Annotated in this window: 23 protein-coding genes; 11 read left to right on the plus strand and 12 right to left on the minus strand. The window is 67.5% G+C overall.

Annotated features, from left to right (window positions below; genetic code table 11):
* Positions 1-29 precede the first annotated feature (29 nt).
* Both ACFWPK_RS14125 and ACFWPK_RS14130 read right to left on the minus strand, forming a co-directional pair.
* Positions 30-1769 carry a PH domain-containing protein gene (locus ACFWPK_RS14125; RefSeq protein WP_378915409.1) on the minus strand — a complete coding sequence of 580 codons (1740 nt, stop codon included), beginning with the start codon at positions 1767-1769 and terminating at the stop codon, positions 30-32.
* The gene (locus ACFWPK_RS14130; protein WP_378915411.1) at positions 1766-2266 is read right to left on the minus strand and encodes a PH domain-containing protein; all 501 of its coding nucleotides are present in this window, start codon (positions 2264-2266) and stop codon (positions 1766-1768) included. Before ACFWPK_RS14130 ends, ACFWPK_RS14125 begins: the two co-directional genes overlap by 4 nt.
* 149 nt (positions 2267-2415) lie before the next feature.
* Between ACFWPK_RS14130 and ACFWPK_RS14135 the strand changes: the two genes are divergently transcribed.
* Positions 2416-5016, plus strand: coding sequence for a bifunctional FO biosynthesis protein CofGH (locus ACFWPK_RS14135; protein ID WP_378915413.1), 2601 nt, complete (start codon positions 2416-2418; stop codon positions 5014-5016).
* Between the two features lie 2 nt (positions 5017-5018).
* Here the strand turns inward: ACFWPK_RS14135 and ACFWPK_RS14140 are convergent, their stop codons facing one another.
* The 3 genes from ACFWPK_RS14140 to ACFWPK_RS14150 are packed head-to-tail and all read right to left on the minus strand — an operon-like array spanning position 5019 to position 6941.
* The gene (locus ACFWPK_RS14140; protein WP_378915415.1) at positions 5019-5363 is read right to left on the minus strand and encodes a thiocyanate hydrolase; all 345 of its coding nucleotides are present in this window, start codon (positions 5361-5363) and stop codon (positions 5019-5021) included.
* A 7-nt stretch (positions 5364-5370) separates the two neighbouring features.
* The gene (gene scnC / locus ACFWPK_RS14145; protein ID WP_378915417.1) at positions 5371-6072 is read right to left on the minus strand and encodes a thiocyanate hydrolase subunit gamma; all 702 of its coding nucleotides are present in this window, start codon (positions 6070-6072) and stop codon (positions 5371-5373) included.
* A gap of 29 nt (positions 6073-6101) precedes the next feature.
* Entirely contained in the window at positions 6102-6941 is an 840-nt protein-coding gene (locus ACFWPK_RS14150) for an SH3-like domain-containing protein (protein ID WP_378915419.1), read from the minus strand.
* Positions 6942-7223: 282 nt separating this feature from the next.
* Here ACFWPK_RS14150 and fdxA point away from each other — a divergent pair, with 282 nt between their 5' ends.
* From fdxA to ACFWPK_RS14165, 3 genes are all read left to right on the plus strand, one after another.
* Positions 7224-7547, plus strand: coding sequence for a ferredoxin (gene fdxA / locus ACFWPK_RS14155; RefSeq protein WP_056813450.1), 324 nt, complete (start codon positions 7224-7226; stop codon positions 7545-7547).
* A 26-nt stretch (positions 7548-7573) separates the two neighbouring features.
* Positions 7574-8659: a succinyldiaminopimelate transaminase gene (gene dapC / locus ACFWPK_RS14160; RefSeq protein ID WP_378915421.1), complete on the plus strand. Its 1086-nt coding sequence runs from the start codon at positions 7574-7576 to the stop codon at positions 8657-8659.
* Between the two features lie 124 nt (positions 8660-8783).
* Positions 8784-10349, plus strand: a complete 1566-nt coding sequence (locus ACFWPK_RS14165) for a serine/threonine-protein kinase (RefSeq protein WP_378915423.1) — start codon at positions 8784-8786, stop codon at positions 10347-10349.
* Between the two features lie 23 nt (positions 10350-10372).
* Here the strand turns inward: ACFWPK_RS14165 and ACFWPK_RS14170 are convergent, their stop codons facing one another.
* Positions 10373-11083 (minus strand): hypothetical protein, encoded by a 711-nt coding sequence (locus ACFWPK_RS14170; RefSeq protein WP_378915425.1) that lies wholly within the window; start codon positions 11081-11083, stop codon positions 10373-10375.
* 187 nt (positions 11084-11270) lie between these two features.
* Between ACFWPK_RS14170 and ACFWPK_RS14175 the strand changes: the two genes are divergently transcribed.
* Positions 11271-12911, plus strand: a complete 1641-nt coding sequence (locus tag ACFWPK_RS14175) for a GMC oxidoreductase (RefSeq protein ID WP_378915427.1) — start codon at positions 11271-11273, stop codon at positions 12909-12911.
* A 50-nt stretch (positions 12912-12961) separates the two neighbouring features.
* Here the strand turns inward: ACFWPK_RS14175 and ACFWPK_RS14180 are convergent, their stop codons facing one another.
* Positions 12962-13813 (minus strand): oxygenase MpaB family protein, encoded by an 852-nt coding sequence (locus ACFWPK_RS14180; protein ID WP_378915428.1) that lies wholly within the window; start codon positions 13811-13813, stop codon positions 12962-12964.
* A 125-nt stretch (positions 13814-13938) separates the two neighbouring features.
* Between ACFWPK_RS14180 and ACFWPK_RS14185 the strand changes: the two genes are divergently transcribed.
* A complete protein-coding gene (locus ACFWPK_RS14185) occupies positions 13939-15366 on the plus strand; it encodes an acyl-CoA synthetase (RefSeq protein WP_378915430.1) in 1428 nt (475 codons plus the stop codon).
* A gap of 14 nt (positions 15367-15380) precedes the next feature.
* Here ACFWPK_RS14185 and ACFWPK_RS14190 read toward each other — a convergent pair whose 3' ends face one another.
* The 5 genes from ACFWPK_RS14190 to dapD form a co-directional block, all read right to left on the minus strand.
* Entirely contained in the window at positions 15381-16052 is a 672-nt protein-coding gene (locus tag ACFWPK_RS14190) for a molybdopterin-dependent oxidoreductase (protein WP_378915432.1), read from the minus strand.
* A gap of 121 nt (positions 16053-16173) precedes the next feature.
* Positions 16174-17067 carry an RNA polymerase sigma-70 factor gene (locus ACFWPK_RS14195; protein ID WP_378915434.1) on the minus strand — a complete coding sequence of 298 codons (894 nt, stop codon included), beginning with the start codon at positions 17065-17067 and terminating at the stop codon, positions 16174-16176.
* Complete coding sequence (locus tag ACFWPK_RS14200) at positions 17043-18122, minus strand: NAD(P)/FAD-dependent oxidoreductase (protein ID WP_378915436.1); 1080 nt, start codon at positions 18120-18122, stop codon at positions 17043-17045. The genes ACFWPK_RS14195 and ACFWPK_RS14200 overlap by 25 nt, the downstream gene beginning before the upstream one ends.
* A gap of 138 nt (positions 18123-18260) precedes the next feature.
* The gene (locus ACFWPK_RS14205) at positions 18261-18878 is read right to left on the minus strand and encodes a hypothetical protein (RefSeq protein ID WP_378915437.1); all 618 of its coding nucleotides are present in this window, start codon (positions 18876-18878) and stop codon (positions 18261-18263) included.
* Between the two features lie 168 nt (positions 18879-19046).
* Positions 19047-19997, minus strand: a complete 951-nt coding sequence (dapD, locus tag ACFWPK_RS14210) for a 2,3,4,5-tetrahydropyridine-2,6-dicarboxylate N-succinyltransferase (RefSeq protein ID WP_378915439.1) — start codon at positions 19995-19997, stop codon at positions 19047-19049.
* A 118-nt stretch (positions 19998-20115) separates the two neighbouring features.
* Between dapD and dapE the strand changes: the two genes are divergently transcribed.
* The 5 genes from dapE (at position 20116) to ACFWPK_RS14235 (ending at position 24071) form a co-directional block, all read left to right on the plus strand.
* Complete coding sequence (gene dapE, locus ACFWPK_RS14215; protein ID WP_378915441.1) at positions 20116-21210, plus strand: succinyl-diaminopimelate desuccinylase; 1095 nt, start codon at positions 20116-20118, stop codon at positions 21208-21210.
* Between the two features lie 84 nt (positions 21211-21294).
* Positions 21295-21693: a hypothetical protein gene (locus ACFWPK_RS14220; RefSeq protein ID WP_378915443.1), complete on the plus strand. Its 399-nt coding sequence runs from the start codon at positions 21295-21297 to the stop codon at positions 21691-21693.
* Between the two features lie 134 nt (positions 21694-21827).
* The gene (locus ACFWPK_RS14225; protein ID WP_378915445.1) at positions 21828-22646 is read left to right on the plus strand and encodes a TIGR02452 family protein; all 819 of its coding nucleotides are present in this window, start codon (positions 21828-21830) and stop codon (positions 22644-22646) included.
* Positions 22647-22731: 85 nt separating this feature from the next.
* Positions 22732-23523, plus strand: a complete 792-nt coding sequence (locus ACFWPK_RS14230; RefSeq protein ID WP_378915447.1) for a TIGR00730 family Rossman fold protein — start codon at positions 22732-22734, stop codon at positions 23521-23523.
* Positions 23517-24071, plus strand: coding sequence for a TIGR00730 family Rossman fold protein (locus ACFWPK_RS14235; protein ID WP_378915449.1), 555 nt, complete (start codon positions 23517-23519; stop codon positions 24069-24071). The genes ACFWPK_RS14230 and ACFWPK_RS14235 overlap by 7 nt, the downstream gene beginning before the upstream one ends.

A 24071-nucleotide genomic window follows, 5' to 3' on the forward strand; every position in this document is an offset into this window, starting at 1 on the left:
GGCCGGGAGTCCAAGGGCTCCCGGCCATTTCAGCGTTCGCCGAGCCGGCCCGGGGTCACTGCTTCGATCAGGGCGGCGGCCTGATCGATCGGGATGTCGACCACCAGGTAGGCCTTCTTGCCTGCCGCGGTGGCCGCGACGACGGTGGCGAGTCCGGCTCGGCGCTGCCAGAAGGTCTGTCGCACAGTCCATCCGATGATGCCCGGTGCTTCGAGGCAGTCGCGATTGCGATCGAGGCTGCCGCGGCGGGTGATCAGCCAGGTCGGGCCCGTGGTGCCGGGGAGTACGCGGTGGCCAAGGCCCCGGTAGCGGTCTTCGGCGAGGACAGCCATCACGAGGGCGAGGGCCACCGGGAGCGCCCAGGTCCACGGCGGTAGGTGACCGCCCGTGAGCACGATGGCGAGCATCGCGACGACAACGCCACCGACGGGCCACGCGGCCCGGGTGTAGCGGCGACGGCGTGCGGCGGGTCCGTGTCTGTGCAGGTCGACGGTGCCGAGTGCGGAACCGGTGATCGGTTGCGGCGCAATCGGATCCGCGAGCACCGCGGTCGACTCGCCTTTGGTGAGGGAGGTCGCGACCGGGCGCTCGGTGTCGCCGGTTTCGGTGAAGGCGGACGCCGAGCTCGATTCGTCGCGCCGGGCCCAGGCTGAGTCCGGTACGGGGACGGTCGGTTCGTCGTGCCGGGCCCAGGTCGAGTCAGGGACGGGGGCGGTCGATGCGTCGGAGTGCGGGCGTCGGCGGGTGCGGAGCAGTTCGTCGAGGGTGCGTTCGACGGCGGTCCGTGGCGCCTGGGGGAGGATCTTCTGGCGTGGGTTCTCGCCGGTCATGATCATTTCGAGCTGGGCGGCTTTGGCGGCGCGCAGCAGGAGTGGTTCGTTGAGGGTGGCGCCGCGGAACCGCGCCAGGTCCAGGGTGATCTGACGGGTGGTGAACAGGCCGTGGCGCAGGTGCAGGGTGGCGCCGTTGTCGAGCACACGCAGGCCGAACCAGGTGGCGAGGTACTGGGCGCACGCGGCCAGACTCACCAGCACCAGCGACAACACGGTCAACCCGGTGATGACGATGACGACGATCATCGCGGTGTCGTCGTCGAGATGTTGCACGAGGGCACTTCTCGACAGCACGTCGATGAGCCCGTACTGCGCGCCGAGCCCCGCGATCGGCGCGACGACGGCCAGCCCGGTCAGCGACAACGGCGCGTACCGCACCCACGCCGCCCGCCAGTGCCCGATCTCCACCCCGGAATCCGCGTGGGCATCGGGTTGCGAAACATGGGGCACCCCCGCGTTGTCGAGGTGCGCGGGTGCGTGGTGACCGGTGTGCGCGAGCAATTCGGCACGCAATGCCGGGATCTGGCTCGTGTCGAGCGCGTCGAGCTTGAATTCCTCACCCTTGTCGGTCTGCTTCCCGGTTCCGATGGCCAGCACCGCCAAGCCGAGCATCCGGTGCAGCAGATCGGCTTCCACGTCCACCGATCGAATCCGTGGGCGCGGCACCGATAACGTCCGGCGCTGCACGATCCCGCTGCGTAACTGCACGTGATCGGCATCGATCCGATACGAGGTGGTGAACCACCGCGCGACGCCGAACGCCGCGACGAGCGTCACCGGGATCAAACTCCACAGCGGATTGCCACTGGTCGTGCCGACGATGATCGAACCGAGCAGCACCGGAATGTATTTCATGATCTCGTTGACCGGATACACCAGTAGCATGCGCGGATCCAGGCGCTGCCAGTCGGTCTCGGTGCGCGCGGGCGCGGTCATGTCGCGTCTCCGCGGTGCTGGGCGGCGACGGCGGTCAACCGCAGCACTGCCTCCTCGGCGATCGGCAGGTCGAGCGCACTGATCTTCACCGCCCCCGCCGACGACGCGGTGGTGACGGTGACCGTCGCCAGTCCCAGGATCCGTTCCAGCGGCCCACGCTCGGTGTCCACGGTCTGCACCCGCGAGATCGGCGCGACCCGCGACTCCTGGTCCAGCCACCCCACCCGCGTGTACACGGCATCATCGGTGACCTCCCACCGATGCACCGCGTACCGCCACACCGGGATCACCACGACAGCGAGCACCGCGAGCGCCACGAGCACCAGCCCGGTGAGCACCTGCCACCCACGACGGTCCTCATCGAGCACCGCCCACACCGCGAGCGCCACGAACAACACGACCACCCCGATCGCGTTCTCCAACGCCCACAGCAGCTTGGCCTTGGAACTCGGACGCCAGGCCGGTTCGGCCAGGATGGTAGAGCGTGGCAACGACATGCTGCCCATGGTTCCATGTGCGTGCGACGAGTTCACCCCGTCGGGAATATGCGCGGTCGGGGGGGAGGTTGTCGTCGACAAGGACGACCGCACCGCGCCCGCCGAGGGCCCGTGACCAGCCGACCACACGTCCGGGGAAGAAGTAGCGCATGATCGACGGGGTGACCGACCTTCCGAAGCCGAGCGTTCCGATGCCGCCGCCGAGTCCCGCCGCGATGCGCCGGGCCCTGCGCCGAGCCCGCGACGGCGTCACGTTGAACGTCGACGAGGCCACCGTCCTGCTGCACGCCACCGGCGACGACCTCATCGATCTGTGTGCCAGCGCCGCCAGAGTCCGGGATGCGGGTCTGGAATCGGCGGGGCGCCCACGCACGATCAGCTACTCGCGCAATGTGTTCATCCCGCTCACCAAACTGTGCCGGGACAAGTGTCACTACTGCACGTTCGTCACCGTGCCGGGCAAGCTGCGTGCCGAGGGCAAGGGCATGTTCCTCGAACCCGACGAGGTGCTGGAAATCGCCCGCCAGGGTGCCGCCCTCGGATGCAAGGAAGCGCTGTTCACCCTGGGTGACCGGCCGGAGGACCGCTGGCCGGAGGCCGCGCAGTGGCTCGACGAACGCGGCTACGACTCCACCCTCGACTATCTGCGCGCCGTTTCCATCCTCGTACTCGAGGAGACGGGCCTGCTGCCGCACCTGAACCCCGGCGTGATGAGCTGGAACGAGATCTCCCGCCTCAAGCCCGTCGCCCAGTCCATGGGCATGATGCTCGAAACCACGGCCACCAGGCTGTTCACCGACAAGGGCGAGTGCCATTACGGCAGCCCCGACAAGGATCCCGCGGTCCGGCTGCGTTCGATCACCGACGCGGGCAGGCTCTCGGTGCCCTACACCACCGGCATCCTGGTCGGCATCGGCGAGAATCTCACCGAGCGCGCCGAGTCGATCATGGCGATTCGTAAGCAGCACCGGGAATTCGGGCACATCCAGGAAGTGATCGTGCAGAACTTCCGGGCCAAGGACGACACCGCCATGCGCGATGTGCCCGACGCGGGCGTAGCGGAGTTCCTGGCGACTGTCGCGGTGACGAGATTGCTGCTCGGACCCGATGTTCCGGTGCAGGCACCCCCGAACCTGGTGTCGCACAGTGATTGCCGGGCGCTGATCGACGCGGGCATCGACGACTGGGGCGGGGTGTCGCCGGTGACGGTCGACCACGTGAACCCCGAACGGCCGTGGCCGAACCTGGATACCCTGCGTGAGATCACCGAAGCGGCCGGGTTCACCCTCGTCGAACGCACCTCCGCGCACCCGAAATACGTTCGCGCGGGACACCCTTGGATCGATCCGCGCATCGGCGCGCACGTCGACGCGCTCACCGATCCCGCGACCGGGCTGGCCAGGCCCGATGCCATGCCGGTCGGCCTGCCCTGGCAGGAGCCGGACGAGTCGTGGGATTCGGTCGGCCGCGTCGACCTGAACACCGCCATCGACACCGAGGGCCGAAACACCGACAGCCGCAGCGATTCCGGGCTCGGCCAGGAGGTCGTCGGCGCGTTCGGCGACTGGGAGACGATCCGCGAACACGCCCGCGACCTGGCCGTCGTCGCACCCGAGCGCCTCGATTCCGAGGTACTCGACGCCCTGCGCGCCGCCGAGAAGGACCCGGCGGGACTCACCGACGACCAGTACCTGGCCCTGGCCACCGCCGACGGCGCCAATATGGAAGCTGTTGCCGCACTCGCTGATTCGCTGCGGCGCGAGGTGTCCGGTGACGAGGTCACCTATGTGGTGAACCGCAATATCAACTTCACCAATATCTGCTACACCGGCTGCCGCTTCTGCGCCTTCGCCCAGCGTAAGGGCGACGCCGACGCCTTCACCCTCAGCACCGACGAGGTCGCCGATCGCGCGTGGGAAGCCCACGTCGACGGTGCCACCGAGATCTGCATGCAGGGCGGCATCGACCCCGAACTCCCCGTCACCGGCTACGCCGATCTGGTCCGCGCCATCAAGGCCCGCGTCCCGTCGATGCACGTCCACGCGTTCAGCCCGATGGAGATCGTCAACGGTGCGTCACGCGGCGGCCAGAGCATCCACGACTGGCTTTCGGCGCTGAAGGAGGCCGGATTGGGCTCGATCCCCGGAACGGCCGCCGAAATCCTCGACGACGAGGTCCGCTGGGTCCTCACCAAGGGCAAACTCCCCACTTCCGCCTGGATCGAGGTCATTACCACCGCCCACAAGCTGGGCATCCCGTCGAGCTCGACGATGATGTACGGCCATGTGGACAACCCGAAGCACTGGGTGGGTCACCTGCGTGTGCTGCGCGGCATCCAGGACGAGACGGGCGGCTTCACCGAGTTCGTTCCGCTGCCGTTCGTCCACCAGAGCGCGCCGCTGTACCTCGCGGGCGCGGCGCGACCCGGACCGACCAACCGCGACAATCGCGCGGTCCACGCCCTGGCCCGCATCATGCTGCACGGGCGCATCCACAACATCCAGACCAGCTGGGTGAAACTGGGCACCCTGGGCACCCAGGCCATGCTCACCGGCGGCGCCAACGACCTCGGCGGCACGCTGATGGAGGAGACCATCTCCCGGATGGCGGGCTCCCAGCACGGTTCGGCCAAGACCGTCGCCGAGCTCACCGAGATCGCGGCGGGGATCGCTCGCCCGGTGCGCGAACGCACCACGATCTACGGTCGGGTGGAATCCAAACCGGCGCCGCTGCCGCTCTCGATCGGCTGAGTTCAGGATTCCAGCCGGGCCCGAACGCTGGTGAGCCGCTCCTGGAGTTCTCTCTCGTCGATGACGCCGCGCGTCACGAGGGAATGCGCCAGGGCGACGAGCTGGTTCTCGGGGTAGGGCAGGTCGGCGTAGACGGTCGCCGACAGCGCATCCTCGTCGTCGCGCCGGTTCTGGAAATCCGGGATCGGCGCCGCGCAGCGCGCGTGATCGAGCGCGTCGCAGAGGCCGTCCAGGCTGGTCTTCCACGGTGGCACGGGATTGCTCACGCCGTACGCGGCGGCCATCCTCGGCCACACCTGGTCGCGGTCGACGATGGCCCGCAGCGCGGCGATCTCGGGTGTGCCCACAGCGCTCCTAGGTAGCCGGGTGGATGGCAGGCCGGGTGTGGGTGACCACATTCGTGGTCACGCCCGGGGTGGGCAGCGCGACGCCGATCAAACAGTCGCGGGTGATGATCTCCGCGAGCTGATCCTCGTTCCAGCCGTCGGTGCCCGCCGGACGCAGCGGCATCACCATGAATCGGTGCTTCTGGTTCGAGTCCTGCACGCGCACAGCCATATTCGCGGGCAGGTCGAGCCCGAATTCGGAGAGCACCTGGCGTGGCCAGCGCACCATCCGCCGCCGGTAATTCGGGGTGCGATACCACTCGGGGGAGTTGCCGAGAATCGGTCGCGGGTAGCACGAACACAACGCGCACACGATCACGTTGTGCAGCGTCGGGGTGTCTTCGAGGATGGAGAAGGCGGTGAAGTCGCTCGGTGTGCCGAAACCGGTGGGCTCCAGCCAATCCACCCCGACCTCTTTGCTCGCGGTCATCGGTTCGGCGAGCGCGAGTGTCTTGAAGTCGGGATCGAGCCAGGCTCGTGCCACGAGGTGGACAGCGGGCGTCGGGCCGATCTGTTCGGCGAATTCGGTGAACCGCCGGTGTTCGGCGGCGGTGAAGATGCCCTTCTCGATACACAGCTCGCGCAACGCGATCTCCAGCACTTCGAAATCGGTGATCTCGTCGACCATCGGTGCCACCGTGCGTTCGTGATCGTGGTCGTGCCCGGTCATGGGATCCCTTTCTGGGCAGGATGATCGGTCTAGGTGATGGGCTCGAGCCAGCGTTCGGGGATCTCCGTGCGCAAGAGGTCGGTGCTGGTGCCGGTGTAGCCGTGCCACAGCGTCGCGAGGTCGAACTCGACAACGTAGAACCACTCGGGCAACGCGCCCGGCCGGTCCCACGTCTCGTCCTCCGGTGCGGGGCTCTCGTAGGCGAGCGCGGCGATCCGCCCGACCGCGCCACGCACGTACTCCGGGGTGCGGGTGTAGAACAGCGCGGGCAGTTCCCTGACCCGCACGGGATCGCCGACCTCGAACCGCGCCTCGCCTGCCTTACCGGCGAATACCTGCGGATCGCCCTTGCCGACCGCCTCGAGGTGATGACGATTGCGCGCGACCCGCGAGCCGTCGCCTTCGAACTTCGGCTCGGCGGCCAGGGTCTTGCCGGCCAGACCGCCCTCGTAGCGCGCCTCGACCTCGACCATTCGTTCGCTCAGTTCGGTCAGGCCGATGTGATGTTTCTCGGCCAGGACACGCGCGACGGCGAGCAGCCATCTGCCGTAGTACGGAAGTCCCAGGTACATCGCGCGCCCGAGATCGACATTGCCGATCCGGCGCCGTTCCTCGGAGAGCCAGATCCCACGCCAGGCGAGCACCTCGCAGATCACATAGGTGTTGTGCTCCCACAGCTCGTACTGCTTGTTCTCGTAGGCGATCGGGGCGTCGGGCTCACCGCCCACATCGTGATCGGTTTTCAAATACGCCCATAGGCGGTCGTGATCGAGCAGATCCGGGGTCGGCGCGTTCGGAAGCTCGGGATAGGACGACTTCAGCCGGGCTACCAGGTCCAGCGCGGCCGCACGCTCTTGCGCTGTACTCATAACGGTTCCCTTCGTCGCGCGGTCTCCGTGACGCGAGGGGATCCGCTGTGTGCAACGATTTCCGAGAACAAATCTAAGCCTCGATGTTGCGCAGGTAAAGGGCGCAACGCGGTCCCCGCCGCCGATGGTCGGTGGAGCGGGCGACCCGGCAGGGTCGGCAGCGGCGGCAACGTCATGACCGGCGGTAGTTAGGGCAGGCTGACCTGGGCCTGGGCCCAGGATCACGCTAGGGTTGCGTGGGCGGAGTACCACCGCAGGTGAGGACAGACTAGGAGAACGGCAGTGCCGTACATCATCGCTGAACCGTGCGTTGACGTGAAGGACAAGGCGTGCATCGAGGAATGCCCCGTGGATTGCATCTACGAGGGCGGTCGCATGCTCTACATCCAACCCGACGAGTGCGTGGACTGTGGTGCGTGTGAGCCGGTCTGCCCCGTGGAGGCGATCTTCTACGAGGACGACACTCCGGATCAGTGGAGCGGTTACATCAACGCCAACGTCGACTTCTTCAACGAACTGGGATCCCCCGGCGGCGCGACCAAGGTCGGTGTGGTCGACTTCGACCCCGCCTTCATCAAGGCGCTGCCCCCGATGGCCGAAGAGTGAGCGCAGGGGTGCCAACCCGGGGGCGTGTGAGCAGCCTGCTGCCTGATTTCCCCTGGGACACCATCGCCGCGGTCAAACAGAAGGCGGCCACCCATCCGGGTGGACTCGTCGACCTTTCCGTCGGCACGCCGGTGGACCCGGTCGACCCGCTGATCCAGGCGGCCTTGGGTTCGGTCGCGGCTGTTCCCGGATACCCGACCACGCACGGCACCCCTGAGCTGCGCTCCGCCGTCGTCGCGGCGTTGGCGCGCAGGTTCGGCGTCACCGGTGTCGATCCGGCGGCGGTGCTGCCGGTGCTCGGCACGAAAGAGCTGATCGCCGGGCTGCCGCGGCTGCTCGGTATCGGTGCCGACGACCTGGTGGTGATCCCCGAGATCGCCTACCCGACCTACGAGGTCGGCGCGTTGCTGGCGGGCGCGAAGCCTTGGCGCGCAGACGGTCTCACCCAGATCGGCCCGCAGAATCCGGCGCTGATCTTCGTGAACTCGCCCTCGAACCCCACCGGCAAGGTGCTGCCCGTCGAGCACCTGCGCAAGGTGGTCGCGTTCGCTCGCGAGCGCGGCGCGGTCGTCGCCTCCGACGAGTGCTACCTGGGCCTGACCTGGGAGGGCGAGGCCGTCTCGATCCTCGACCCGCGCGTCTGCGACGGTGACCACACCGACCTGCTGGCCATCCACTCCCTGTCGAAGACCTCGAACCTGGCCAGCTACCGCGCCGGTTTCATCGCCGGTGACCCGGAACTGGTGGCCGAACTGCTCGAGGTGCGCAAACACTCCGGCATGATCATGCCGTTCCCGATCCAGGCCGCGATGACCGCCGCGCTCAGCGACGACGTGCACGAGGCCGAGCAGCGCGAGCGTTACCGTGCCCGCCGTGAGATCCTGCGAAACGCCTTGCAGCAGGCGGGTTTCCGCATCGATTTCTCCGAAGCTGGTCTGTACCTGTGGGCCACCCGCGGCGAACCGTGCCGCATCACCCTCGACTGGCTCGCCGAACGCGGAATCCTCGCCGCCCCCGGCGATTTCTACGGCCCTCGTTCGCCCGAACATGTGCGCATCGCGCTGACCGCCACCGACGAGCGCATCGCCGCCGCCGCCGAACGCCTGTCCTGAGCACTACGCACCCCGGGCCGGGGGTGCGCTCCGGCCGGGCGCGAATAGACTGACGAACGCTGCGCGCCGGTGCCGGGAACGGTCCGGCGATCGGCGCGGTACCGGATCGAAAGGCTCGCAACGAATGCACGGGGTGGAGTTCGAGGCGGGCACGGTGTTCGCGGAGTATCGCATCGATCGGCTGCTCGGCCGGGGTGGGATGGGCACCGTGTATCTGGCGGCGCACCCTCGGCTACCCCGGCGGGTCGCGCTGAAACTGCTGAATCGCGAACTGTATTCCGACCACGAGGTTCGCGGCCGGTTCGAGCGCGAGGCCGATGTCTCCGCGCATCTCGACCACCCCGGCATCGTGTCGGTGCTCGATCGTGGGGTCGAAGACGGGCTGATGTGGATTTCCATGCAGTACGTCGACGGTCGCGATGCCTCGGTGTTCCGTGGTGAGCCACTGGATCCGGTTCGGGCGATCGGCATCATCACACAAACCGCCGAAGCGCTGGACTACGCCCATGATCGCGGCGTACTGCACCGAGATGTGAAGCCCGCCAACATCTTGCTGGCCCCCACGCGCTCCGGCGACCGTGTCCTGCTCACCGACTTCGGCATCGCGCGACTGCGCGGCGACGCCCGCCAGCTCACCCGCACCGGAGCATTCCTCGCCACCCTGGCCTACGCGTCCCCCGAACAACTCTCGGGTGCCCCGGTCGATCACCGCTCCGACCAGTACTCGCTGGGCTGCACCCTGTTCACCCTGCTCACCGGCGAAAGTCCCTTTCCCGCTGACAATCCCGGCGCGGTGGTCGCCGCCCACCTGACCAAGCCGGTGCCTCGCGCGTCCGCGGTGGTCGGCGGCCTGCCGCCCGGAATCGACGCGGTCATCGCCAGGGCGATGGCGAAGGAACCTTCCGAAAGATTCGACAGCTGCGAGGAATTCGCGCGTGCGGCGACAGCGGCGTTGGCCGTCGCGGGCCCCGCATCGCAGCCCCGTACCGGAGAAGGCCCCCGTGCGGCGAGCGTTTCGCCCGGAGCGCCTTTCGGTCGTGAGTACCGGCCGCCGAATGCCGACGAGGGTTCGCTGAGCCCGACCCTCGTGAGTTCGCCGTCGTACTCCGCTGCGCGACAACCTCAGCGGGCGGTGTCGTCGCGGTGGCGGGTACTGGCGGTGAGCCTGCTCGTGCTGGCGATGGTCGCCGGGGTCGGCGCTATCGGAGTCGGTGCGATCTACTGGAAGTTCGTGCGCCCGAATCGAGTTCCGCCGCCGCCCACCTGGGGTGCGCACGCGCCGGTCGCCTCGGGCTTCACCGACTTGATCCCGTCGGGGCCGACCGGGCGCGGCTGGCGCGAGGCGACTTGTTCGGCGACCCCGTCGCTGGTCGTGCTGCCGGGTGATCCGGCACCGGTGCGGCAGATCACCTGCACCGACATCGACGGGCTCATCGCCTGGTACACCGAGTACCCGAACGCCGCCGATGCCGATGCCTATCTCCTGCGGCACACCACCGAGGACGCCACACGGGAGCTGCACCACACCAGCCTCGCCGCCTACCGCCCCCGCGACCCCGCCGCACCGTTCACCCTCGCGGCCAGGGAGCGCGGCAATGTGTTCAGCGCGAACTCGGTGGTCGAGGTGTCGTGGCCGGGTCATTCCTTCGAGGAGACCCGCGAGAACTGGTGGCAGCAAGCCCCGTTCTGACGCGGGTCCGGTGCCGGGCTGGATCAGTACGCGCCGGCCAGGCGCAGGATCAGCGCGGGCAGGGCGTCGAGCACATCCGCGGACTGGTCCGCCGGGGTGCCGTAGGTGTGCGCGGCGACCGAGAAGCTGGGTCCGAAGGACGCGGACGCCACCTCGGGAGCACCCAGATCGGACCACCCCCACTTGCTGCCCTGCACGCCGGGAAGCTGGGCGGTGCCCCAGTTCTGGGGAGTGCCGTCGGCAGCGGTATTGCTCGCACCCGCCATCCACTCGAAGATCGGCGAACCGGCATCGGTGCGCTGCTTGGCGGCCAGGAAGTCGGTGATGTCGGCGGTGCTGGTGCTCGACCGGCCCCAGTCGGCGGTGCCGTGGGTCTCGCGCAGTCCGTACTCACTCGCGGTCGCTTCGATCGCTTGCGGGTATTTGCCGGCCAGCTGGGTGGCGGCGCCGTCGTCGGAGTCGCGGATCATCCGTTCCGACAGCGCGCGGTCCTCCGGCGAGCCGTCGCCGTGGCGCAGCGCGTAGTCGACGATGTAGAGCTTGGACATCGACAGCGCCGACCGCGATTCGTGCTCGTTGGCTGTGCCCCAGGCGAATCCGCCCGGCATCCGCAGCGAGATGGCGGTTCGTGGCGGCACCGTCGTGGGGTCTTCGTCGGCGTGGGCGGCGGGCGCGGCCGCCAGCAGGCCGACGGCGGCCGCCGCCACACACCAGGTCACTGTTCGAATGCTCACGAGCGTCCTCCGATTCGTACGACGGCGTTGCGGTCGTGGGAATGAAACCCGAATGCCGCAGGTCGGCGGGTGAGGCGCGCGGTAAGGCCGGTTCACGCCCGCGATCTCGTTTGTCCGAAACATGTTCGTTTCACTGAATTACTCGGTATAACAGGTTCTCATTGCCGTCTCGATGAGGAGCTGCACGGTGCGTGAATTCTTGTATGAAAAGCCCGGTAGAAGTCAGTATTCCGGCGGGCTGTCCCGCCGCCGATTTCTAGCTGCAACAGGTGTCACTCTGGGTGCCGTAGCGCTGGCCGGGCGGGCCGTGGCCGCCGCGGCTCCGCTGGCCGACGGCGACAAGGTTCCCGCCCTGGTCATCGGCAGTGGGTACGGCGGTTCGGTCGCCGCGTTGCGCTTGGCGCAGGCCGGTGTCGACGTGACCGTCGTCGAGATGGGCATGTCCTGGACCACCCCGGGTGCCGACGGCAAGATCTTCTGTCCGGTCCTGAAGCCGGACGGGCGGTCCTACTGGCTGCGCGGTCGTACCGATCAGCCGGTCGGCTACTTCGCGGGCAGCTCCTACAACAAGGACATCGACAAGTACACGGGCGTACTGGATTCCGAGGACTTCGGTGGCATCCGCGTCTATCAGGGGCGCGGTGTCGGTGGCGGTTCGCTGGTGAACGGTGGCATGGCCGTGACGCCGAAACGGGAGAACTTCGGGGCGATCCTGCCCTCGGTGAACGCCGACGAGATGTACAGCACCTACTACCCGCGAGCCAATACCGGACTCGGGGTCAATCACATCGACAAGAGCTGGTTCGAGTCGGCCGAGTGCTATCAGTTCGCCCGCGTGGGCCGCAAGCACGCCGAAAGATCCGGCTTCGGCTGGACTTTCGTGCCCAATGTCTACGACTTCGAGTACATGAAGAAGGAGCAGGCGAACACCGTCACCCGGTCCGCGCTCGCGGGCGAGGTCATCTACGGCAACAACAACGGCAAGCGTTCGCTGGACAAGACCTATCTCGCCGCGGCCACCGCGACCGGCAAGGTGCGGATCACCCCGCTGCACAAGGTCACCACGGTGACGCCCGCCGAGGGTGGTTACCGCGTGGAGATGGCCCAGATCGACACCTCGGGCAACACCGTCGCCACGAAATCGGTGATCGCGCAACGGGTCTTCTTCGCGGCGGGCAGTATCGGCACGAGCAAGCTGCTGGTGGCCATGAAGGCCAAGGGCAAGCTCACCGACCTGTCCGACGCCGTCGGGCAGAAGTGGGGCAACAACGGCAATGTGATGGTCGGGCGGGCCAATCACATGTGGGACGGCACCGGCAGCCTGCAATCGGCGATGCCGTGCCTGGGCATCGACAACTGGGCCGACGCGGGCGGGCCGTCGTTCGCCGAGGTCGCGCCGTTCCCGTCCGGGCTGGAAACCTACGTGAGCCTGTATCTGGCGATCACGAAGAACCCGAACCGTGGGCGGTTCACCTTCGATTCCGGTAGTGGCACAGTCGGTTTGAACTGGCAGAAGGCCTGGAACCAGTCCTCGATCGATGCGGCGAAACGGGTGTTCGACAAGATCAACAGCAAGGAGGGGACGATCTATCGGACCGATCTGTTCGGCGTCTACAAGACCTGGGGTGACGACTTCACCTATCACCCGCTCGGCGGCTGTGTGCTGAACGAGGCCACCGACAACTACGGCCGCTTGCACGGATATCCCGGGCTATACGTGATCGACGGCGCGCTCGTTCCCGGCAATACCAGCGTCAACCCGTTCGTCACGATCACCGCGCTGGCCGAGCGCAATATCGAGCGGATCATCGCCGACGATCTGCGCTGACCGCGCGCTCCGACTGCCGGATCGGCCGGCGGTCGGAGCGGCGTGGTGGGTCAGATCAGCGGCTTGCCCCGTCGGTTGCGGCGGCGCATATCGGCGAGTGTGACGTTGAAGGGGAAGGCTCGGACGAAGCGGGGCATGCGGCCCGTTACCTTGCCGGTGGTGCGCAGCAGGCGGTTGAGTTTGCGCTCGTCGGCGGCGGTCCAGGAAAGGTCGAGTTCGTCTCGGAGGTGTTGGGGGAGTAGGCCCGTGGTGAACCAGCGGTGGAAGCGGGCGAAGGGCAGGCGCAGCAGTGGGTTGATCATCTTCAGGTCGAGTAGGTCGTCGAAGTAGGCCTTGATCGTGGGGTCGACGCTGGTGCGCTGCAAATGCTCGGACCAGTAGACATCGAACGCGGCGCGGTCGGCGGGCCACATTTCGCGAGGCACCTGGAGGGTGGTGCCGAGGTAGTGGGCATAGTCGTAGAAGGTGTCGGCGGCGGTGTCGTCTGCGGGGCCGTGGAGGCGATCCATCACGTCGACCGCGCCCGCGTACAGGCACGCGGCCACCCACAGCTGCAGGTTCTTGTCGAAGGCGTTGTACTTCACCGGGCTGTCGGCGGTGGAGTGGACCTGACGGTGCGCGCCGTTGACGGCGGCACGGTAGGCCGCGCGGTCGGCGTCGGTGCCCATCAGCGCCACGGCCAGGTACGTGAATGTGGTCCGGGTGCGCTTCACCGGGTGCAACATGATGCTGCCGCTGTGCACTCGCGATTCCGCGACGCCGTAGCCGACGGGGGCCAGGCTGAGCTGCATGATCACGTTGGCGGTCGCGCCGTAGAAGGCGGCGGAGCCGTCGACGTAGTCGCGGATGTCGAATTGTGCCGGTTCGGACCGCTGCGAACGCGAGCGCGACAGGATGGTCATCGTTGACCCCGTTTTCGTCGAAGAGAGCGTGAGAGAGTTATACGTTGAATGTCTCATTATGTCGCCGGGGTGTCAACGACAGCGGCGGCGGCAAGCCACGAACCGCTTCGCGTTAGCGTTGACGAATGCCCTATGGTCCGCCGCTGCTGCTCGCTTCGCTGAATCCGGCCGCCGTCGCCGCCGGGGATGACATTCCCGACGCCGTCACCATCGATGATGCCACCGTCTCGCGTAGCGATCTGCTGGGTTCGGCAACATCGGTGGCCGAACGAATCGCCCGTGCCGACCGCGTCGCGGTACTGGCCGAACCGACCCTGCGCACCGTGATCGCCGTGGTCGGTTGCCTGATCGCGGGCGTGACCGTCGTTCCGGTGCCGCCGGACTCCGGAACCGCCGAACGCGAGCACATTCTGCGCGATTCGGGTGCGCAGGCCTGGCTGGGCGCGGCACCGGACGATACGGATCTGCCGGTGGTGCCGGTGCGATTGCACGCCCGGTCATGGCATACCTATCCCGAGCCCGATCCGGCGGCGATCGCCGTCATCCTCTACACCTCGGGAACCACCGGGGCGCCCAAGGGCGTGATGCTGAGCCGCGGCGCGATCGCGGCCGGGCTCGACGCGCTGGCCGAGGCATGGGCGTGGACGTGGAAGGACACGTTGGTGCACGGGCTCCCGCTGTTCCACGTGCACGGGCTGATCCTCGGGCTGCTCGGGCCGTTGCGGGTCGGTAGTCCGGTGATCCACACCGGCAAGCCGACACCCGAGGCGTACGCGGCGGCGGGCGGCAGTCTGTATTTCGGGGTGCCGACGGTCTGGTCACGGGTGGTCGAGAAGCCCGAACTGGCAAAGGAACTGAGTAGGGCACGGTTGCTCGTCTCGGGCAGTGCGCCGCTGCCGGTGCCGGTGTTCGAGAAGCTGGCCGAACTCACCGGGCAAGCACCGGTGGAGCGGTACGGGATGAGCGAAACCATGATCACGCTGTCCACCCGGGCCGACGGTGAGCGCAGGCCCGGCTGGGTCGGCACACCGGTGCGCGGCGTGGAAACGAGGCTGCGCGATGAAGCCGGTGAGCCCGTCGCGCAGGACGGTGTGAGTATCGGCGGCCTGCAGGTTCGTGGGCCGATGCTGTTCGACGGGTACCGGAATCGGCCCGAGGCCACCGCGCAGGACTGGACCGAGGACGGGTGGTTCCGCACCGGGGATGTGGCGGTCATCGATGCCGGCGGGTTCCATCGGATCGTCGGGCGCGAGTCGATCGACCTCATCAAATCCGGTGGCTACCGCATCGGCGCGGGGGAGATCGAGACCGCGCTGCTCGGGCATCCGGCGGTCGCCGAGGTCGCCGTGGTCGGGCTGCCCGATGACGATCTCGGTCAGCGGATCGTGGCCTTCGTCGTCGCGCGCGACGGGAGTTCCGATGCGCTCGGTGCCGAGCTGACCGCCTATGTGGGCGAACAGCTTTCGGCCCACAAGCGCCCGCGCGAGGTCCGCTTCGTCGACTCGCTCCCGCGTAACGCGATGGGCAAGGTGCAGAAGAAGCTGCTGGGCTGACGTGCGGTCGGTCTTCAGGTAGTTCGCTCGGTACTCCCGCGCGCGCTCATCCTGCGGATCGGCCCGATCAACGCGTGGTAGATCGGGCGCACCACGCGTCCCGGCAGGTAGCGATGACGCTCCTCCTGCCAGACGCGCGCCCGGTGGTGTGCCGCGAGCGGTGACCACTTGTCGGGGTCGGCGGGCGCGGAAGTGTGGAATTCGATGCGGCACAGGTGCTTCGTGTTGACGAACCCGTACTGGCCGGGACTCACCAGCCGAACCGGAGCGCCGTGATCGCTGGTGAGTGGCTGCCCGTCGAGCCGGTCGGCGATGAGTACGTCATCGGCCAGTGCGTCCTCGAGCAACGCGACCGACAGATACCCGTCGAGACCTTCGAAAACGACATGGCTGATCGAAGTGCCCGGCGCCAGCAGCGGTTCGACGCGCGTGCGGTAGAGCGTGGCGAACGGTATGCCCTCCCATCGCAGGTCGGTGGCCGACCACCCCGCCACGCAGTGGAAGTCGGCCTTCACCTCCGAGCGCGGCAGCTGGGCGAGGTCGGTCATGGAGAGAGTGAACGGTTGCGTCACCGCACCGCCGACCTCGATCACCGGGGTCGCCGGCACCGGCGGCGGTGGGTGATGGAGGTGTGTGCCGAAACGCGGGAAGCCGTCGATGGCGCGTTGACCAGGGGGAAGTGTCATGTCGAACCTCCAGTTATACGGTTCCGTATAGGTTGAAAGCCTAGCGCGCGGGCGGCGCGAGGTCGAGAGGCGGCTCGCATCTCGCGCCTGTGCGCTCGCCCACGCCGCCCGCGGTGCGGTCTTACGTCGGAACTCGCACAGTCCTGAGCTTGTCGGGGTTGCGCACGCTGTACAACGCGGTGACGACACCATCGGTGACCTCGATGGAGGTCACCTGATCGAGCATGCCGTCGACGGTCGCCACGATCGAGGGCATCGCGTTGTAGACACCGAAGTGCATACCCATCGTGCCCATTCGCTGGCCCTTGGCGAGCAGGCCGATGACCAGCCGGGCGACCTTGTCCTGGCCGAGCACCGGCCGTCGCACCGCGTTCACCACACCGCCGCCGTCGCCGAGGAACACCACTTCGGGGGCGAGCACGTCCATCAGTGCTTGCACATTGCCGGTAGCGGCGGCGATCGCGAACCGCTCGACCACCGATCTGGCCTCGGCGGGCGTGGCGATCGCGGTGTGTCGCTGCGCGTGCACGCGATCGCGGGCACGTTGATTGAGCTGGCGCACAGCCGCTTCGGATTTGTCCACCGCGGTCGCGATCTCGGAATAGTCGAACGCGAACACCTCGCGCAGCACGAACACCGCGCGCTGCACCGGCGTGAGCTTCTCCAGCACGAGCAGCATCGCGGTGGTCACCGCCTCGCCGGTCAGCACGTGTTCGACCCCGTCGTCCGCCTCGGTGGCCAGCGGTTCGGGCAGCCACGGCCCGATGTACTCCTCGCGCCTGCACGCGGCCGAACGCAGCACACCCAGCGCCTGCCGCGTGACGATCTGCGCGAGGTAGGCGCGCGGATTGTCGATCAGCGTGAGGTCGACATCGCGCCAGCGCAGGTAGCTGTCGTGCAGGACATCCTCGGTATCGACCACCGAGCCGAGGATCTCGTAGGCGATCGAGAACAGCAATCGCCGGTTCTCGGTGAAGGTGGCCTCGTGGGTCACTGCTTCGGGCCGCTGATCCATACGCTGTTGCCGGTGCGGGAGGCGTAGGCGGCATAGCGGCTGACGCGTTCCTTCGCGAACGCCGCGATGGATCCGCCGAGGTACAGCCGCTGGGCGGTGTCGTAACGGTCGGTCGGTTGGATCAGCCCGTCCCGCCTGCCCAAGCTCATTCCCTGCCCGGCGTAGCCCATCGAAAACGGCCGCGGCTGCTGTCCTTTGATCATCCTGGCCAGCGTATCGGCCGCGTGCGCGCCCTGGGGTGCGGCTGTGGCGCACGCCATGCGCATGCCGGGGACGGCCGCGCAATCGCCGACGGCGAAGACCCGCGGATCGGTGGTGCTGCGCAAGGTGGCATCGACCAGGGCCCGGCCGTCGGCGTCCACCGCGAGTCCGCTGCGGGCGGCCAGTTCGGGGACCGCGGAGACGATCGCCCAGAGCGTGAGGTCGGAATCGAGTTCGGTGCCCGAGCTCAGTCGCAGGGTCGTTCCGTCGATCTCGTCGATCTGATCGGCCACGATCTCCACATTCAAGCGGGCCAGCGTGTTGCGGATGTGCCGCTGCGCACCGGCCGAGAGCGCGGCGGCGACCGTATCGCTCACCAGCCGTACGCGCAGGTCGGGACGGGCTTCGGCGACCTCGGCCGTGGTCTCGATCCCGGTCAGCCCACCACCGATCACCGTGACGATCCCGTCGGCGGGCAGCGCCTCTAGTGCGATTCGCGCCTGTTCGGCACCTTCCCATGTGCCGACCGGGATCGCGCCCGCCAGCGGGTTGGCGATGCTGCCTGCCGCGAGGATCGCATGGTCGAAGTCCAGGCTCCGGCCGTCGTCGAGGGTGACGGCACCGTCGCCGATCTTGTCCACACTCGCGGTCTCCACCGCGATGCCGTCGCGGAGCATCTCGGCGAGCGGGCGAGCCGCGGCACCGCTGCCCGCGATCTGCTCGTGCAATCGCACCCGTTCGATGAAGTCGCCGCGCGGATTGACCACGGTGATCCGCGCGGCGGGGGCCTTCCTGTTCAGCCGATTCGCCGCGACAGTCCCGGCGTAGCCCGCTCCGATAACCACGATGTTCATCTGTGCCTCCTGCCATGGGAACTGTGTGTTCGACCATGGGATGCGGCCCGGCACCCGTTTGTGACGGTGACCTGCATCACAGCGGAAAGGCCCCGTACTCCGCAGAAGTACGAGGCCTTTCCCTATCGCGATGTCGGATCAGGGCTGACCGGTCGCGAACGCGATCACGGCGTCCAGGAATTCCTGGCCGCCCATCACGTAGCCACCGATGACCATGCCGGCCGGAATGGTGATCAGCCACAGGAACGGGAAGAACGCGCCGATGATGCCGCCGATGACGACGCCGGGCAGGTTCTTGTTGACCTGCGCCATGAGCCGGTCGTAGGAGCTGATGTCCTTCAGTTCCGCGACGTTGCTCAGCTTCGCGGAATCCTCGGGCGCCATGGTGGAGGTCAGCTTGACGGTGCGGCCGTCCTCGCTGATCTGCTGGTTCACGGCGATCGGCAGGCCTGCGACCTCGGAGCGCAGCGGCGCCTGGTCGACGGTCACGCCGTCGGCGGTCTTCAGCAGCACCGAGGCGCCGTCGGCGGCGACCTCGAACTTGCCGCTGTCGACTGCCCAGGTGACGGTCTTGTCAGCCGGGGACACCGTGGTCTGGTAGTTGATTCCGTGCGTCACGCCAGAAGTCACGCCCCCCGAAGCCACTACAGCGGGCTGCTCGGTGGCCACCGCGGGCGCACCGTGAGCAGTGGCCGCGGTAATCCCCACCGCAGCGACTGCCATGAAAACAGCAGTAGTGATCTTTCCGAACTTCATTCTTCAATCCCTCCGCTTTTTCGCTGTCCTGATCGGAGCAGCGAAACGAAGGTTAGCGCGCGAAATTGCTTGTCGCACATTCGGGTTCATTGTCATGAAACCGCAATATTTGCTGAATTGTGACTGGCGCGCGGAATTGCCGGGCCGCTCGGCCCGGCAATTCGACTGTCAATCGTTGGCGTGCAATGCGGCATTGAGTTCGACGCCGGTGCCCTTACGCGGAACGACCTCGACGGCGCCGGTGGTGGAATTGCGGCGGAACAGCAGGTTGTCCTGACCGGACAGGCTCGCGGCCTTGACGACGGTGCCGTCGGGTCCGGTGACCTTGGTGCCCGCGGTGACGTAGAGACCCGCCTCGATCACGCAGTCGTTGCCGAGGGAGATGCCGACACCCGCGTTCGCGCCGAGCAGCGAACGCTCGCCGACCGAGATAACCTGGGTGCCGCCGCCGGACAGGGTGCCCATGATGGAGGCGCCGCCGCCCACATCGGAACCGTCGCCGACCACGACACCCGCCGAGATACGACCTTCGACCATCGAGTTGCCGAGGGTGCCCGCGTTGAAGTTGACGAAGCCCTCGTGCATGACGGTGGTGCCCGCGGCGAGGTGGGCGCCGAGGCGGACCCGGTCGGCGTCACCGATGCGCACGCCGGAGGGGACCACGTAGTCGACCAGGCGGGGGAACTTGTCGACGCTGAGCACCGTCACCGGGCCGCGGGCGCGCAGCTTCAGGCGGGTCTGCTCGAAGCCGTCGACCGCGCACGGGCCGTGGTTGGTCCACACGACATTGCTGAGCAGGCCGAACTGGCCGTCGAGGTTGAGGCCGTGCGGCTGGACCAGACGGTGCGAGAGCAGGTGCAGGCGCAGGTAGACCTCGTGCGCGTCGGCCGGGGCGGCCGACAGGTCCGCGATCGTGGTGCGCACCGCGACGACCTCGACGCCACGCGCCGCGTCCACGCCGAGGAGCTCGGCGAACTCGGGCACATCGGCGGCGTCGAGGCGCTGGGAGCCGGTTTCGGTGAACTCGCCCAGCGCGGGGCTGGGGTACCAGGTATCGAGGACGGTCCCGTCCGAGGTCACATTGGCGATACCGACTGCAGTTGCTCCCTGAATACTCACGGAGGCTATTTTGCCCGTTCCAGCCGTTGCGGTGTGCCGCGGGCCCTGTGCGATGGACCACGCGGTCGGCTTCACCCGGATCAGGGGATTGAGGGCTCGCCCGTACTAGTGTCGAGATGTGACTCTCGATTTGCGCGCCGATCCCATCCAGCTGACCGCCGCCCTCGTCGACGTGCCGAGCGTTTCGCGCGACGAGGCCAAGATCGCGGACTTGGTCGAGCACGCGATCCGGGAGCAGACCACCGGGTTCGAAGTGGTGCGCCACGGCAACGTGGTGCTGGCGCGGACACAGCGTGGACTGCCGACACGGGTAATTCTGGCGGGACATCTCGATACCGTGCCGATCGCGGACAATCTGCCGAGCCGGCCCGATGAAGTCGACGGCGAAGCGGTGCTGTTCGGTTGTGGCACAGTCGATATGAAATCAGGCGACGCGGTATTCCTGCACCTGGCCGCCACGATCACCGATCCGGCCCACGATTTGACGCTGATCTTCTACGACGGCGAGGAGATCGCCGCGGAGTTCAACGGCCTCGGACATATCGAGCGCGAATTGCCGGAATGGCTCGAAGGTGATTTGGCGATTCTCGGTGAACCGTCGGCCGGTTGGATCGAAGCCGGCTGCCAGGGCACCCTGCGGGTGCGATTGACCACCTCGGGCGTACGCGCGCATTCGGCGCGAGCCTGGCTGGGGGAGAACGCGATCCACGGTCTCGCGCCGGTGCTGGCGCGGCTGTCGGCCTATGCGCCGCGCAAGGTCGATATCGACGGGTGCGTGTACCGCGAGGGTCTGTCGGCCGTGCGGGTCTCGGGTGGGGTCGCGGGCAATGTGGTGCCCGATGTCGCCGAGGTGGATGTGAACTTCCGTTTCGCCCCCGACCGCACCGTCGAGCAGGCCATCGCGCATGTCCACGAGGTCTTCGACGGACTCGACATCGCCTTCGAAGTCACCGACTCCTCACCCGGCGCGCTCCCCGGCCTGACCGCCCCCGCCGCCCGCACCCTCATCGACTCCGTCAACGCCCACGGCGGTGGCGGGGTGCGCGCCAAATACGGCTGGACCGACGTCTCCCGTTTCGCCGCCCGCGGCATCCCCGCCGTGAACTTCGGCCCCGGCGACCCCAACCTCGCCCACAAACGCGACGAGCACGTCCCGCTCGGCCAGATCACCGCCGTCACCGCGATGCTGCGGACCTACCTGTCGCGCGCCTGAGCCCTCAGCGGCCAGAAGGGGACATATCGCACAATAGGGATCCGAAGCCTGATCTCGTGCGTCCAGGAACAGTAGGAGACGTACATGACGTCGGAAGAAATGGTGCCAGCTCGGGTGCGGGACATCTTCGTCACAACTCTGAAACCGGGGACGACCCACATCGCCGCACTCCCGGATCCACTGCCGATGGGGATTGGGATCGGGTTGATCGCACCAGAAGGGTCATCCCGCGAGCGGATTGTCGTCCGCGCCGAGCACGACGAGACCGGCTACTTCCTCGACTTCTACAAAGAGGGCAACGACGGGGAAACCTCCTCTCACTACCGGGTTCGTGAGGATGGCTCGGTTACGCCGCTGGAGAATCTCATCTTGGTGCACCGGCATTTCGACGATCCCGAACAGGCCAGGCAGGAGCGGGAGCGCGTCGGCGCCCACAACAAGCGGGTCAGGGAGATCCTTCGGGCGAAGGATTTATTCTTCTGAATCAGAGAAACCCGCACCGCCTCGGCCCTGCACGTTCGCGCGGTGACATCGTCGGTGGGCCGTGTTGCGCCTAACCGCGGGTTGAGCAAGTATCTGGGCTGGCGGTTGTCTCGAGCCATGAGAGCATTGTGGGCGTGTCCGAACGCTTGCGAGCCATCGCCGCCGACAACGAGCAGATCATCGCAGCTGGCGGTTACCTGACGCCCGGCGGACACTATGTCTCGTTGACATCGAGGGTGCAAGCCGCCGTCCAGGGCACCCGGATGTACGGTCCCGACCCGGTCCCGGTCATCACCCGCAGCGAGGCCGCCACCGTCATCACGGTGACCGGGGAGAGCAGCCTCGCCGCGGCGCTCCGGATGCACGATACCGATCCGGAGCCGGTCGCCGTCCTGAATTTCGCGTCCGCCCGCAATCCCGGCGGCCACTACCTCGCCGGCGCCCGCACCCAAGAAGAAGCCCTGTGCCGAGCGTCGGCGCTGTACACCACCCTGCTGGCCGTGCCGCAATACTACGAGCACCACCGACGCACACCGGACCCTTTCTACAGCGACCGCGTGATCCTGTCTCCCGCCGTGCCTGTCTTCCGCGATGACACGGGCGTCCTGCTCGACAGCCCCTATACGGTCGGCTTCCTCACTTGCCCGGCGCCACGGACCAACGTGATCATGCAGGAGCTGGCGAGTGAGGCGCATCGAATACCCGCGGTGCTGGCCTCCCGCGCCGAGCGCATTCTCGAAACAGCGGTCGGTTACCGGCGTTTGGTACTGGGCGCCTGGGGTTGCGGCGCCTACGGCAACGACCCAGGCATGGTGGCCGGTGCCTTCCATGCACTGCTAGCCGAGGGTGGGCGGTTCAATGGGCACTTCGACGAGATCACCTTCGCAATACTGGACCGGACCCGTGGCGAGACCGTCCTCACTGCCTTCCGAACCGTCTTCGCGGCAGAGTAGATCCGAGTGCGTGTAGGGGTCATGCGGCCGACCGATCGAGAAGTGCGCGCCCGTGCCCGGAATCCGACACAGTAAGTTGGGGGTCATGTCCGCTGATGAACAGGTTGGGAAGGTCAAACCGAGGTTCCGTGGTCCGGTGATGTTCCGCCGGGAGCGCAAGCCCGGCGTGCGGACCGCTGACCGGAACCTGCTCGATACGCGGCAGGACAGCGACTGGGTGCATACCGATCCGTGGCGGGTGCTGCGGATCCAGGCCGAGTTCGTCGAGGGCTTCGGCGCGCTCGCGGAGATCCCGCGCGCGGTGACGGTGTTCGGATCGGCCCGCACCGGCCCCGACCATCCCGAGTACGTGGCGGGCAAGGCGATCGGCACCGCGCTCAGCGAGGCCGGTTTCGCGGTGATCACCGGCGGCGGCCCCGGCGCGATGGAAGCCGCCAACCGTGGTTGTTCGGAGGCGGGCGGCTACTCGATCGGGCTCGGGATCGAGCTCCCGTTCGAGCAGGGGCTCAACGAGTGGGTGGATCTGGGGATCAATTTCCGGTACTTCTTCGTCCGCAAAACGATGTTCGTGAAGTACTCCCAGGCCTTCGTCTGCCTGCCCGGTGGTTTCGGCACCCTCGACGAACTGTTCGAGGCGCTCACCCTGGTGCAGACCCGCAAGATCACCCGGTTCCCGATCATCCTGTTCGGCACCGACTACTGGTCCGGCCTGGTCGACTGGATGCGCAGCTCGCTGGCGGGGTCGGGCAAGATCTCGCCCACCGATCTCGATCTGATCCAGGTCACCGACAGTGTCGACGAGGTCGTGCGGATCATCCAGGGCGAAACCGGCGACCACGCGAACATCGAGCGTCTCGGCACCGAGGATCAGTGGTGAGCTACTCCATTTGTGTCTACTGCTCCGCCAGCACCACCGATCCCGACCTGATCAGCGTCGCCGCGCGCGTCGGCACCGAAATCGCCCGGCGCGGTTGGCAATTGGTCTCCGGTGGGGGCCACGTGTCGATGATGGGCGCGGTCGCCACGGCGGCAAGGGCCGGTGGCGCGCACACCATCGGGGTGATCCCGAAGCATCTGGTGCACAGGGAAGTCGCCGATGTCGACGCCGACGAACTGCTCGTCACCGACACGATGCGCCAGCGCAAACAGCTGATGGAAGCCCGCGCCGACGCCTTCCTCGCCCTGCCGGGCGGCATCGGGACACTCGAGGAACTGTTCGAGACCTGGACCGGCGGCTACCTCGGTGAGCACACCAAACCGGTAGTGCTGCTGAACGCGAACGGCTTCTACGACGGCCTGTTCCGCTGGATCGATGAACTGTCCGAGCGCACAATTGTGCCGCGGCAGGCACGTGACCGACTCATCGTGGCCACCGACCTGCCCTCAGCGTTCGCCGCGCTGGAACCGGCCGCGGCCGCACAGTAG

This window comes from Nocardia sp. NPDC058519, from assembly GCF_042719755.1.
Classification (GTDB): Bacteria; Actinomycetota; Actinomycetes; order Mycobacteriales; family Mycobacteriaceae; genus Nocardia.

Bases quoted from the DNA above. Each gene is read 5' to 3' on its own strand.
- ACFWPK_RS14190 (WP_378915432.1), bottom strand. From the start codon at position 16,052: ATGACACTTCCCCCTGGTCAACGCGCCATCGACGGCTTCCCGCGTTTC.
- ACFWPK_RS14200 (WP_378915436.1), bottom strand. From the start codon at position 18,122: ATGAACATCGTGGTTATCGGAGCGGGCTACGCCGGGACTGTCGCGGCG.
- ACFWPK_RS14205 (WP_378915437.1), bottom strand. From the start codon at position 18,878: ATGAAGTTCGGAAAGATCACTACTGCTGTTTTCATGGCAGTCGCTGCG.
- ACFWPK_RS14230 (WP_378915447.1), top strand. From the start codon at position 22,732: ATGTCCGCTGATGAACAGGTTGGGAAGGTCAAACCGAGGTTCCGTGGT.
- ACFWPK_RS14180 (WP_378915428.1), bottom strand. From the start codon at position 13,813: ATGACCATCCTGTCGCGCTCGCGTTCGCAGCGGTCCGAACCGGCACAA.
- ACFWPK_RS14195 (WP_378915434.1), bottom strand. From the start codon at position 17,067: ATGGATCAGCGGCCCGAAGCAGTGACCCACGAGGCCACCTTCACCGAG.
- ACFWPK_RS14165 (WP_378915423.1), top strand. From the start codon at position 8,784: ATGCACGGGGTGGAGTTCGAGGCGGGCACGGTGTTCGCGGAGTATCGC.
- ACFWPK_RS14220 (WP_378915443.1), top strand. From the start codon at position 21,295: ATGACGTCGGAAGAAATGGTGCCAGCTCGGGTGCGGGACATCTTCGTC.
- ACFWPK_RS14135 (WP_378915413.1), top strand. From the start codon at position 2,416: ATGATCGACGGGGTGACCGACCTTCCGAAGCCGAGCGTTCCGATGCCG.
- ACFWPK_RS14125 (WP_378915409.1), bottom strand. From the start codon at position 1,769: ATGACCGCGCCCGCGCGCACCGAGACCGACTGGCAGCGCCTGGATCCG.
- ACFWPK_RS14185 (WP_378915430.1), top strand. From the start codon at position 13,939: ATGCCCTATGGTCCGCCGCTGCTGCTCGCTTCGCTGAATCCGGCCGCC.
- scnC (WP_378915417.1), bottom strand. From the start codon at position 6,072: ATGACCGGGCACGACCACGATCACGAACGCACGGTGGCACCGATGGTC.
- ACFWPK_RS14150 (WP_378915419.1), bottom strand. From the start codon at position 6,941: ATGAGTACAGCGCAAGAGCGTGCGGCCGCGCTGGACCTGGTAGCCCGG.
- ACFWPK_RS14130 (WP_378915411.1), bottom strand. From the start codon at position 2,266: ATGTCGTTGCCACGCTCTACCATCCTGGCCGAACCGGCCTGGCGTCCG.